Here is a 12,684-nt window from a genome sequence, read left to right as displayed (position 1 = left end):
AAGCTTGCCCTAATCTGGATTTTTTATAGCTTAGGTATTTGATGCTTGATAAATGCCTTCAATTGCATCATTTAACGTTGCGTTAAACGCTTCATCTGATTGTTGAAAAGACACACCTTCAGTCAACGCACGCGAAAAGCTCGCAATCATGCCCTTATTTTCACTTAACCTTTGATTAGCTACCTCACGCGAATAACCGCCTGACAAGGCAACAACCTTGATCACTTTTGGATGCTCAATACATTCTTTATAGAAATTGACCGACTCCGGCAAAGTCAGTTTTAACATTACATGTTGGTCATCAGATAAGGCATCAAGCTCAATTAAAAGCGCGGCTTTTAATAGAGCTTCAGCTGGCGCTTTTTCTGGGCTATTGATATCCACTTCAGGCTCAATAATCGGCACTAAACCGGCCGCTAAAATTTGCTTAGCAACAACAAACTGCTGCGCAATAATAGCGTCAACACCGACTTTATTGGCTAGCTTTACAACAGAACGCATTTTAGTACCAAAAACGTCTTGTGCATTGGCTTTTGTTAGTAACTCATCTAGCCCCGCAATTGGCTTCATTAGCTGAACACCGTTTGCTTCGTCTTCCAAGCCTTTGTCAACTTTTAAGAATGGAACGACATTTTTTTGTTGCCATAAATAATGTGCGCTAGATAGACCTTCAACATCACGATCCAATGTATTCTCAAACAAGATAGCACCCATTACGCGCTCCCCTGTAAATGCAGGGCTCGTCATAATACGAGTGCGCATTTGATGCACACAAGTGAACATCTCTTCGTCATTGCTGTAGGCTGACTCTTCAACACCGTAAAGCTTTAGTGCTTTGGGTGTACTTCCACCGCTTTGATCTAATGCGGCAATGAAGCCAACTTCGTTTTTTACTTTCGCCAACATGTCTTGTTGTGCTTGAGTTGTCATCTAACGCTCCTTTTCGTGTTTGTGAGCTATTTCTGCTCAGTATCGCTATGTTAGCTTGATTTTATAGGCCTTACCACTTATCTGATCAGTTCGCTAATCAAGGCCTTAACTCGCCTATAATCAAGTTCACAAACAAGTAAGATCAACGTTAGTCTCTATCTAAAATGGCAACTGCCGGTAAGGTTTTACCTTCCAAAAACTCTAAAAATGCACCACCACCAGTGGAAATATAAGATATTTTATCTTCAATACCATATTTCTCAACAGCGGCGAGTGTGTCACCACCACCAGCAATAGAAAAAGCATCACTGTCAGCAATAGCCATCGCCAATGTTTTAGTTCCTTCGCCAAACTGGTCAAATTCAAACACACCGACGGGGCCATTCCATACAATCGTGCCAGCCTGCTTTATTATCGCAGCTAAGGTTTTTGCGGTTTCAGGACCAATATCAAATATCATATCGTCATCATTAACCGCGCTTACCGCTTTTAAGGTAGCCGATGTCGATTCTGAAAACTGCGCACCGGTTACTACATCAGTCGGCACCGGTATCTCGCCGTTATTATCTTTGGCAGCCCGCATTAACCGTTTTGCCTCTGGAATAAGGCTTGCTTCAAACAACGATTTACCCACGTTATGGCCTTGCGCAGCAATAAATGTATTGGCAATACCACCACCCACAATCAGTTGGTCAACTTTGCTTGCTAATGATTCAAGTACCGTTAGCTTAGTTGATACTTTTGAACCACCGACTATCGCAACCAATGGCCGTGCAGGGTTATCCAAGGCTTTGCCTAAGGCCTCTAGTTCACCCGATAACAACGGTCCTGCGCAGGCTTCGGTAGCAAACTTTGCTACGCCGTGAGTTGATGCTTGGGCTCTATGCGCTGTGCCAAAAGCATCCATGACGAATACATCACACAAAGCAGCATATTGCTTAGCTAAGATCTCATCATCCTCCTTTTCACCTTGGTTAAACCGCACATTCTCGAGCACAATCACTTTAGCTGATGACACATCTAAGCCTTGAAGATAGTCAGTAGCTAAAACAACACCACCATCAAGGGCTTTGTTTAAATAGTCTACGACCGGTTGTAATGAAAACGCCGGATCGGACTCACCTTCTGTAGGACGCCCCAGGTGAGACATCAACATTACGCTTGCCCCTTTATCTAAGGCTAATAGTACGGTTGGGAGAGAGGCGCGAATTCGAGCGTCAGAGGTCACAATACCGTCTTTTACAGGCACATTTAAGTCTTGCCTGATGAGTACTCGCTTCCCTTTTAAGTCTAGTTCTTGCATTTTACGAATGGTCATCAACTTCTCCTTTCAAACGTGTTAAAAAATTAATTGTCGAGTTTATGCATATACAACGCAGTGTCGAGCATACGGTTTGCAAAACCCCATTCGTTGTCGCACCACACTAATGTTTTAACTAGCTGCATATGACTCACCCTTGTTTGCGTGCCGTCGACGATAGAAGAGTGCGGGTCATGATTAAAGTCTATCGACACTAGTGGTTCTTCAGTGTAGTCAATGATGTGCTTTAAATCGCCGTGCGCACTCTTTTTCAGTGCTGCATTGACATCACTAACCGTCACTTTGTCACGTAAAGTGACGCTCAAGTCCATGGCAGTCACATTGATGGTGGGCACTCTTACCGCAATTGCTTCAAACTTACCTGCAAAGCGCGGTAGGATTCTTTCGATACCCACAGCTAAGCGAGTATCCACAGGAATGATTGATTGGCTGGCGGCGCGAGTACGACGCAAATCGGGATGATACGCATCAATCACAGGTTGATCATTCATGGATGAATGGATCGTGGTAATTGTGCCACTTTCGACACCAAAAGCATTATCTAAGACCTGAATAATAGGCACAATGCAATTCGTAGTGCATGAACCATTCGACACAATCACATCACTTGCTTGTAAACTAGTATGATTGATACCAAACACAATCGTGGCATCCATGTCTTGTCCACAAGGTTGTGAAAATAAGACTTTGTTTGCTCCATTCTTAATGTGTTGCTGAGCCGACTCTCTGGAACTGAATACACCAGTGCATTCCAACACAATGTCTACACCAACTTTTGACCATGCTAGATCTTCAATGTGATTTTCTTGAAAGAGTGGAATTTTGTCACCCTGAACAATTAAACACTTGTCTGTGTAGCCGACTGTGCCTTTAAAACGACCATGCGCAGTGTCGTATTTCAACAAATGCGCAACGCCTTCTGGCGATGCTATTTCGTTGATAGCAACAACTTGAATTTGGTGGTTACGTCCTGACTCATAGAGTGCACGCAAGACATTTCTGCCAATACGACCGAAACCATTTATTGCGATGCGCAACATTACGCTGCGCCCCTTGGTTGGAACAAATTAAACCGGGATCTCAAACCTTATTTCAGTCCTTTTGCAACGTTATAAACCGCGTCTGTAGTAATATTAAAGTAAGCAAATAAGTCACTCGCCGGTGCCGACTCGCCAAAACTATCCATACCCACAACAGCACCATCGAGACCTACATATTTGTACCAAGTATCTTTGGCTAGTGCTTCAACAGCCACACGTTTAGTCACGGCTCTGGGTAACACAGTTTCTTTATATTCTGCTGATTGACGGTCAAACAAGTCAGTACATGGCATTGATACAACACGCGTTGGTATCCCTTCAGCGTTGAGTTTCGCTGCAGCCTCAACCGCTAACTGAACCTCAGAACCGGTTGCAATTAACATGATTTGAGGCACAACATCGCTGTCGACTAATACATAGCCACCGCGTTCTACGTCAGATAATTGCTGTTCATTCCTGGCTTGCTGTGGCAAACCTTGGCGCGTAAATATTAAGGTTGTTGGGCCATCTGTTCTCTCAATTGCTGCTTTCCAAGCAATCGCTGATTCGACTTGATCGCATGGACGCCAGTTGTCTAAGTTAGGTGTTGCGCGCAACGAAACAACCTGCTCAACAGGCTGATGCGTTGGACCATCTTCACCCAATCCAATCGAATCGTGAGTGTACACAAATATGCAAGGCTGCTTCATAAGCGCTGCCATTCTAACTGCGTTACGAGCGTATTCCACAAACATTAAGAATGTTGCGCCGTAAGCTTTAAAGCCGCCATACAGCGTAATGCCGTTCATCATGGCCGACATACCAAATTCACGTACGCCATAGTACAAATAGTTACCCGATGCGTCATCTTTGCTGACGCCTTTACTGCCAGACCAAATAGTTAAGTTAGAGCCCGCAAGGTCGGCAGAACCGCCTAAAAGTTCAGGTAATAATGGACCAAACGCATTCAATGTATTTTGCGAGGCTTTACGCGTTGCAATATTTTCTGGGTTATCTTGCAAGCTACGAATATACTTAGCCGACTCATGGCCCCATGACTCAGGCAAGCTGTTATTTTTTCTGCGTATAAACTCTTGCGCTAACTCAGGATAAGCCTGCTGATAGCCAGCGAACAAAACTTCCCAAGCGGCTTCATCTGCAGCACCTTTGGCTTTGGCATCCCAAGCGGTATAAACATCAAGCGGAATTTCAAATGGCGCATATGGCCAGTTTAGTTCTTTTCTAACCAGCTCAATTTCAGCGTCACCTAGCGGCGCGCCGTGGCAATCTTCCTTGCCCTGCTTGTTGGGTGAACCAAAACCAATGACAGTTTTACAACAAATTAAGGTCGGGCGAGTTGTATCCGCTTTAGCTTGCTCAATTGCCGCTCTAATTTGCTCCGGATCGTGACCATCAACGTCACTGATCACCTGCCAGCCGTAAGCCTCAAACCGCTTGGGCGTGTCATCGTTGAACCAGCCCTCAACTTCACCATCGATAGAGATACCATTATCATCCCAAAACGCGACTAATTTGCCCAAACCTAAGGTACCGGCAAGTGAACAGGCTTCGTGAGAAATACCTTCCATTAAGCAACCGTCGCCTAAAAACGTATAAGTTTGATGATCAACGATAGTAAACGTGTCACGGTTGAATTGTGCGCCCAGCACTTTTTCGGCGATTGCCATACCCACAGCGTTAGTAAGACCTTGCCCTAATGGACCAGTCGTTGTTTCGACACCTGGTGCATAGCCATATTCTGGGTGGCCTGGTGTTTTGGAATGTAATTGACGAAATTGCTTTAATTCGTCAATCGGCAGTTCGTAGCCTGAAAGGTGCAACAATGAATAAAGCAACATTGAACCATGACCATTTGACAATACAAAACGGTCTCTGTTTTCCCAGTTAGGGTTTTGTGGGTTGTGGGACAAGAAGTCTGCCCACAATACTTGAGCAATATCTGCCATTCCCATTGGTGCGCCAGGATGACCTGACTTCGCTTTTTGAACAGCGTCCATACTTAAAGCACGGATGGCGTTGGCTAGATGACGACGTGATGGCATGAGCTCTCCTAGAAACTTCGATTACTTATTGCGTATTAGACTAACTCCTCGAATAGAAGGCAATCTCAAAATAGAACACGTATTCTCATACAGTAGGCCACTTTGTTCAATCATTATTCGGCGTTTGTGTCTGCATTTTTTTGACTAAATCCCGTTTTATAAAATCCAAATTGCGCTAGAGGCCGTAAGTAGCCGTAGAGTTGTTGGACTTTTAGACGTCTAGAAGTAAATATTGGTAAAATACAAAATTTACTCTACAATACGACCACAAAGTCGCGAAAGTTGATTAGCGAAAAATATTTACCTTTTTTTAAACCGGTATTAATGCACTTTTTAGAGAAAAATGACGGAAATTGCACGCACAAATACTCACGTTTATTTGTTAAAGATAGGCGCCAAAGTCGCTGGGTATTGTTAAGGGCTTAACTGGTTTTTAACGCTTCAATCGTTTTCGCTGTACTAGAATTAAAGTATAGACCGTAAGAGGGTCTGTATTTAAACGAATATAGGAAAATCCATGGCAAGTCACTTATTTACATCAGAATCTGTATCCGAAGGTCATCCAGATAAAATTGCAGACCAAATCTCAGATGCCGTTCTTGATGCCATCTTAGAAATAGACCCTAAAGCGCGTGTCGCTTGCGAAACATATGTGAAGACAGGCATGGTGTTAGTAGGCGGTGAAATTAATACAAAGGCTTGGGTTGATATTGAAGAATTAGCGCGTAAAACCGTGAACGAAATTGGCTACACACATTCGGATATGGGCTTTGATGGCAATTCATGTGCTGTTTTAAACGCCATTGGTAAGCAGTCAACCGATATCAATCAAGGCGTTGACCGGTCATCACCAGAAGAACAAGGCGCGGGAGACCAGGGCTTAATGTTTGGGTATGCAAGCAACGAAACTGAAGTATTGATGCCTGCTCCCATTACTTATGCTCATCGCCTAGTTCAGAAACAAGCCGAAGTGCGCAAAAATGGTAAGCTAAGTTGGCTAAGACCCGATGCGAAAAGCCAAGTAACATTCATTTACGAAAATGATAAACCGGTTGGAATCGATGCGGTTGTGCTTTCCACACAGCATTGTGATTCAGTTTCCAATGAAGATCTTCGTGAAGCTGTCATGGAAGAAATTATAAAACCTGTTTTACCCGCACAGTGGCTATCCAATAAAACAAAGTTTCATATCAATCCAACAGGGCGTTTTGTTATCGGCGGTCCGATGGGCGATTGCGGCTTAACTGGTCGTAAAATAATTGTCGATACATATGGCGGCATGGCACGTCATGGTGGTGGTGCATTTTCAGGCAAGGACCCATCAAAGGTTGACCGCTCTGCTGCGTATGCAGGTAGATACGTGGCCAAGAATATGGTTGCCGCAGGTTTAGCGGAACGTTGTGAAATTCAGATTTCTTACGCTATCGGTGTTGCTGAACCAACCTCTATCAACGTTGAAACCTTCGGTACCGGTAAGGTATCAGATGAATTGCTGACTGCACTGGTAAGGGACCATTTCGATTTACGTCCTTACGGACTAATTAAGATGTTAGATTTAGAGCGCCCGATCTACAAAGCCACTGCTGCGTATGGCCACTTTGGACGCGATGATTTTCCATGGGAAAAAACAGATAAAGCCGGTGACCTAAAGCAGGCAGCTGGGTTATAGTACTGTTCTAAGGTAATTACAACTATTTTATTGAATGCCTCCTTTTGGGGGCTTTTTTTTGACAAGGAAATCGCATGACATTCTCATCAAATCGCATCGCATTGGCAACCTTGACCATTGCCACCACATTGACTATCGCTTCTTGTGCAACATCGCCAACCGGGCGTAGTCAAATGCTGTTATTTCCTGAATCTCAGTTAAGTGAAATGGGTGTTCAAGCCTTTTCAAGCATGAAAGAGAATATCAAGATGTCAAATAAACCGGTTCAGAACGATTATGTGCAATGTATTGCAGACAGTATCACCCGACATGTGCCCAAAGATGTATTCGACGGCAAATGGGAAGTCGTCGTATTTGACGACGCGCAAGTAAACGCTTTCGCTCTGCCCGGTGGCAAAATTGGTGTCTACACAGGCTTGTTGGACGTTGCCGTTAATCAGCATCAAGTTGCCGCAGTGATAGGCCATGAAGTAGGACATGTCATTGCGCATCATGGAAATGAACGTGTATCACGCAGCACCTTAATTGGTATTGGCCAAGAAGCAGTCAATGTTGCTTTGCAAACCAACGAGGTTGCCAGTAGTCAGTTGATCATGACCGGTCTGGGACTGGGCTTTCAGTATGGGGTCACCATGCCATTTGGTCGCACCCACGAAAGTGAAGCAGACGAAATTGGCTTAGAATTGATGGCAAAGGCAGGCTTTAACCCACAAGAGTCAGTTGAGTTATGGAGGAATATGGCGAAGGCAAGTAGCGGTCAGTCACAACCCGAATTCTTTTCTACTCACCCTTCACCAAAAACGAGAATTGAAGATTTACAGGCGAACATGCAAGGGGCTTTAGCGGCATACAAAGCGGCGCCTAATCGCCCCAATTGTCAGCAGTAATTACAAATAAAAAAAGGCCTTTGATGACTTGACTCTGAAAGGTTTTATCGCACTTTCGGGAGGCACTTCATCAGGCCTTGTCTACATAGTTAATTACATTGAATGTTACTTGTGTACGTGCACGTCCATTTGTGGAAATGGAATTGAGATACCTTCAGCGTCAAAACGTAATTTAACCGCTTCGGTGAAGTCAAACATCACCCCCCAGTAATCGCTTGAATTAACCCAAGGGCGCACAACAAAGTTAACACTGCTATCGCCTAGTTCAGCAACGGCAATTTGAGGAGCAGGTTCAGCCAAAATACGCTCATCAGCTGCGACCATTTCTTCTAGTAGCTTTTTGGCAAGTAATAAATCGTCGCCATATCCAATACCAAACTTCATGTCTACTCGACGTGTGTCTTTTGCAGAGAAATTGATAATGTTGCCGCCATAAATATTGCCATTTGGAACAATAATTTCTTTATTGTCCGGTGTATTCATAATGGTAGAGAATACGCCAATACTAGTTACTGAACCGGCAACACCGCCTGCGTCTATATAATCACCCTTTTTGAAAGGCCTAAATACTAATAACATGACTCCTGCAGCGAAGTTCTGTAACGAACTCTGCAGGGATAAACCGATGGCTAAACCAGCAGCAGCGAGAATTGCGGCTATTGATGTCGTATTAATGCCCAACTGGTTAAGAGAGGCGATGATAACAAACAGCATTAATATCGCTTTGACAATCGATTTAAGAAAATTGATCAACATTTCATCGTATTTCGATTTCGCCATTACCTTACCAAAAGCAGACACCAAAATGTTGACAATAAACCTACCAATGACATAAATAACAAGCGCCATAGCAATGTTGATTGCGAATGGAATAATGTAATCATCAAGGTACTTCATCATATCTTCTTGAGTAAAATCAAACATGGTACAGATCCTATGTGGTTTTTTATTTTTAGTTTTGTTTGCAATAATTTACAGCAAACCGCCAGCAAAAATAGCATCTATCGAATATAAAACAAACAATGAGTAAATAATCAGTATTTTTATTGCTGTGAATTATAATGTTGACTTATGTTTTCTATCATTATCAGCTTACTTGGACTTTACCAATAAAGAGGCAGAAAAAGAGGCAGAAAAAGAGGCAGAAAAAAGAGGCAGAAAAATTGTCAATGCTCATTACCGTATCAACAGCCCTAAACGCAGAATAGAAATCCCCAAATCAAATGGCCATAAATTCGATTAAATTGGTGACATTGCAATCACAACAGTACACCTTTGCGCTTCTAAAATAATTTATAAAACATCGCTAATAAAAATGTTGTGATAGGATCGAGCGATGACTTCTTTGTTATTATAAACATTATGCAAATTTCCCGTTTTTACACACCTCTGCCTTTGCAAGTTGATGACGAAATTGAGCTCGACTCGCAACTCAGCCATTACATCAACACCGTATTACGCTTAAAACAAGGTGATCCCATCGTCCTTTTCAATGGTGATGGCAATGAGTACAGTGCGGAAGTATTGAGCATTAACAAGAAACAAGTTCTTGCTATTGTCAATTCGCAACTGTCAATGCGCAGTGAATCTCCATTAAATATTCACCTAGCTCAAGGCGTGTCAAAGGGCGACCGAATGGATTTTGCATTACAAAAATCGGTTGAACTTGGAGTCACCGAAATAACGCCGGTCATTACTGAGCGCTGTGCGGTCAAACTGTCAGCTGACAGATGGCAAAAGAAACACCAACAATGGCAAAAAATAATCATCTCAGCTTGTGAACAATCGGGCCGCAATGTCTTACCAACGTTGCATCAACCTGTCTCATTGAATAAATGGCTAGGTCAATCTACAGAGCAGAAAAAAGTCATGCTCACGCCTGGGAGTAGCAAATATATGTCGAGCTTAACCAGACCTGTACACGGTTTTAGGCTATTAATTGGTCCCGAAGGGGGACTCTCTGAACAAGAAGTATATACTTGTGAACAAACCGGCTTTGATTCGGTTAATTTAGGCCCTCGTATTTTGCGTACAGAAACTGCTACTTTAGCTAGTATTTCTATAATGCAGGCATTATTTGGTGACCTGTAGCTTGAAATTGAGTGACTCAGTAACAACATCTAAACCAAAGACAAGAGACCAATAAGCTTATGACAATTAAACTTGGCATTGTGATGGACCCAATTTCTGCCATCAATATCAAAAAAGACACCAGTTTTGCTATGCTGACCGAGGCGCAAAAACGCGGATACGAGCTGCACTATATCGAAATGGGTGACCTTTATATTTTAAATGGTGAGCCTCGTGCTACTAGCAAAAAGCTGCGTGTTCAGAACGATAATGCCAACTGGTATACTTTCGAGTCAGAGCAAGATATTTGTTTGGGTGAATTAGATACCTTGTTGATGCGCAAAGATCCGCCTTTTGATAGTGAATTTTTGTACGCAACGCAAATTTTTGAACTGGCAGAAAATCTTGGCTGCTTAGTGGTCAACAAAGCCTCGGCGTTGCGAGATTTTAATGAAAAGTTATTTACCTCGTGCTTCCCAGACCTTATTCCTGACACCCTGGTTACCAGTAACAGTAAATTAATTAAAGCATTTCACGCGAAGCATAGAGATATCATTTGTAAACCACTTGATGGCATGGGCGGCGCGTCTATTTTTAGAGTCAAAGAAGATGGTAATAACCTAGGTGTCATCATTGAAACACTCACTGAGCTAGGCACTAGATATGCCATGTTTCAAGAATATTTACCTGAAATAAAAGACGGCGATAAGCGTATTTTGATTGTCGACGGTCAAGTTATTCCTTATGCTTTAGCGAGACTTCCTGCGAAAAACGAGACCCGCGGTAATTTAGCTGCAGGTGGAACAGGACGACCTCAGCCGTTATCAGAATCGGACTTTGCGATCGCTAATAAAATAGCAGAGAATTTATCTGTCCAGGGTTTGTTGTTTGTCGGCCTTGATGTCATTGGCAATAAAGTAACTGAAATTAATATTACCAGCCCAACGTGCGTAAAAGAGATAGAGGGTGCATACGACATTAACATTTGCGGTATCTTATTTGATGCTATCGAAAAACGAATTCAATAAAGAAGTAGCTAAGATAAATGAAAAACATAAAGACGCTGGATAATAGATTAGAAAACGGCTTAAAAAATCATTTATTGGTTGCTATGCCTTCTCTAGAAGACGGCTTTTTTGAGCGTACCGTTATTTATGTTTGCGAGCACAATACAGAAGGAGCAATGGGTATTGTTATCAACCTTCCCTCAACAATGACGTTTCAGGAACTAATTTCGCAAGCCGATGAGCACGCGATAGTAGAAGACAACAAAAGCCAACAAATCGTACTTTGTGGTGGGCCAATGCATCAAGATAGAGGTTTTATTTTGCATGAATCTCAAGCAGGCTGGAGTTCTAGTGTTGCCCTCACACCTGCGATAATGGTCACAACTTCTAAAGATATTTTAGCTGTTATAGGAAACGATTTAGGCCCGGGAAAAGCGCTTATCGCGCTTGGTCATGCAGGCTGGGAACCGGGACAACTGGAACAAGAACTACAAGAGAATGTTTGGCTCACCGTAGAGGCTGATGACGATCTCTTATTCAACACGCCTGTGCATTCAAAATGGCGAGCCGCCGTTAACAAGTTAGGCGTGGATGTTTGGCAACTGACTCAAGAAATCGGTCATGCTTAAATGAAAAACAATACCACCATTGCATTTGATTACGGTGTCAAAAGCATTGGCGTGGCGGTTGGTCAAACAATAACAGGAACGGCGTCTCCTTTGTTTGCATTAAGAGCAAATGATGGCATACCAAATTGGCAGACCATTGCGGACGTATTTGCCGAATGGCAACCCGATAACCTATTGGTCGGTTTACCATTGAATATGGATGGTACTGAACAAGAAATAACGCAACGCGCTAGAAAGTTTGCCAATCGCTTACATGGCCGGTTCGGCCTCCCAGTGCATACGTTTGATGAACGCTTAAGCACTGTAGATGCAAAAGCACGTTTATTTGAATTAGGTGGGTTTAAGAAGCTAAGCAAAGAAAAAGTAGATAGCGTTTCAGCTTGTTTAATTTACGAGAGCTGGGTTATCGCGCAATACCAAAATAACCAAAATAACCAAAATAACTAAAAACCAGATAAATTCTGACCTTACACTATGATTGACCGGTGTCCTTAACTCTGGGCTCTTGGCACTTCCAACAAATTGCAAACTGAAACTCATTCATTTGTCCACAATGCGCACATGCCCAATCATTTTTATTGTCAGCACTTATAGCGGCCTGTTCTTGATAAAAACTATCTAGTATTTTTTGTGCTTTAGACTGCCATTCGCTATCTTGAAGCCAAATTTCAGGTTCAGAATCCATCGGCGGTATTTCGCCAATAGCGCCTTGTACTAGTTCATTTTTTACAAAACAAGGAATACCAGCATCATCTAAAATACTTTTGACTTGATAGACATGAAAGCGATCATGATGACGAAAAAATCTCTGCATTAAATCCCCTTTGATAAACTATTTCCATTTTCACATCTACTTATATCAATGCACTATTGCATAGCAGACGGATCGTGGATTAAAAATATGACTACGTGCTTTTGTTGCCGATACAACAGAATAATCATAAAAACCGATTAGAACGATTGGTTTTTATCGTTTTTAATAATTATGAATACGCTCTATTATTTGCTTATAAACAAACATAAACGGAAATGGCAGAGACTGTCACTCACGAATAAATAGAAATTTATTTTAAGCGCCATTATTTTAAG

At 42.5% G+C, this 12,684-nt stretch carries 12 protein-coding genes; 6 read left to right on the top strand and 6 right to left on the bottom strand.

The window, feature by feature from the left end:
* Positions 1-30: 30 nt before the first annotated feature.
* From CXF81_RS13910 to tkt, 4 genes are all read right to left on the bottom strand, one after another.
* Positions 31-930 carry a fructose bisphosphate aldolase gene (locus CXF81_RS13910; protein WP_101181942.1) on the bottom strand — a complete coding sequence of 300 codons (900 nt, stop codon included), beginning with the start codon at positions 928-930 and terminating at the stop codon, positions 31-33.
* A gap of 148 nt (positions 931-1,078) precedes the next feature.
* Positions 1,079-2,248, bottom strand: coding sequence for a phosphoglycerate kinase (locus tag CXF81_RS13905; protein ID WP_101181941.1), 1,170 nt, complete (start codon positions 2,246-2,248; stop codon positions 1,079-1,081).
* Positions 2,249-2,277: 29 nt separating this feature from the next.
* Positions 2,278-3,291, bottom strand: coding sequence for an erythrose-4-phosphate dehydrogenase (epd, locus tag CXF81_RS13900; RefSeq protein ID WP_101181940.1), 1,014 nt, complete (start codon positions 3,289-3,291; stop codon positions 2,278-2,280).
* 47 nt (positions 3,292-3,338) lie between these two features.
* Positions 3,339-5,333 carry a transketolase gene (gene tkt / locus CXF81_RS13895; RefSeq protein ID WP_101181939.1) on the bottom strand — a complete coding sequence of 665 codons (1,995 nt, stop codon included), beginning with the start codon at positions 5,331-5,333 and terminating at the stop codon, positions 3,339-3,341.
* Positions 5,334-5,850: 517 nt separating this feature from the next.
* Here tkt and metK point away from each other — a divergent pair.
* Positions 5,851-7,002, top strand: coding sequence for a methionine adenosyltransferase (gene metK, locus CXF81_RS13890; protein ID WP_101181938.1), 1,152 nt, complete (start codon positions 5,851-5,853; stop codon positions 7,000-7,002).
* A 74-nt stretch (positions 7,003-7,076) separates the two neighbouring features.
* Entirely contained in the window at positions 7,077-7,889 is an 813-nt protein-coding gene (locus CXF81_RS13885; protein ID WP_101181937.1) for a M48 family metallopeptidase, read from the top strand.
* A gap of 105 nt (positions 7,890-7,994) precedes the next feature.
* On the opposite strand, the gene CXF81_RS13880 is transcribed toward CXF81_RS13885, so the two are convergent.
* Entirely contained in the window at positions 7,995-8,813 is an 819-nt protein-coding gene (locus CXF81_RS13880; protein WP_101181936.1) for a mechanosensitive ion channel family protein, read from the bottom strand.
* Positions 8,814-9,251: 438 nt separating this feature from the next.
* Here CXF81_RS13880 and CXF81_RS13870 point away from each other — a divergent pair, with 438 nt between their 5' ends.
* The 4 genes from CXF81_RS13870 to ruvX are packed head-to-tail and all read left to right on the top strand — an operon-like array spanning position 9,252 to position 12,042.
* Positions 9,252-9,980 carry a 16S rRNA (uracil(1498)-N(3))-methyltransferase gene (locus CXF81_RS13870; RefSeq protein ID WP_101181934.1) on the top strand — a complete coding sequence of 243 codons (729 nt, stop codon included), beginning with the start codon at positions 9,252-9,254 and terminating at the stop codon, positions 9,978-9,980.
* 59 nt (positions 9,981-10,039) lie between these two features.
* Positions 10,040-10,987, top strand: a complete 948-nt coding sequence (gene gshB, locus CXF81_RS13865; RefSeq protein WP_101181933.1) for a glutathione synthase — start codon at positions 10,040-10,042, stop codon at positions 10,985-10,987.
* Between the two features lie 17 nt (positions 10,988-11,004).
* Positions 11,005-11,595 (top strand): YqgE/AlgH family protein, encoded by a 591-nt coding sequence (locus CXF81_RS13860; protein WP_101181932.1) that lies wholly within the window; start codon positions 11,005-11,007, stop codon positions 11,593-11,595.
* A complete protein-coding gene (gene ruvX, locus CXF81_RS13855) occupies positions 11,596-12,042 on the top strand; it encodes a Holliday junction resolvase RuvX (RefSeq protein ID WP_101181931.1) in 447 nt (148 codons plus the stop codon).
* A gap of 25 nt (positions 12,043-12,067) precedes the next feature.
* On the opposite strand, the gene CXF81_RS13850 is transcribed toward ruvX, so the two are convergent.
* Positions 12,068-12,409, bottom strand: coding sequence for a DUF2007 domain-containing protein (locus CXF81_RS13850; protein WP_101181930.1), 342 nt, complete (start codon positions 12,407-12,409; stop codon positions 12,068-12,070).
* Between the last annotated feature and the right edge of the window lie 275 nt (positions 12,410-12,684).

The organism is Glaciecola sp. 33A, from assembly GCF_002836745.1.
Classification (GTDB): Bacteria; Pseudomonadota; Gammaproteobacteria; order Enterobacterales; family Alteromonadaceae; genus Glaciecola.
The sequence above is the reverse complement of the archived record's forward strand: the minus strand, read 5'-3'. Positions and strand labels throughout refer to the sequence as shown.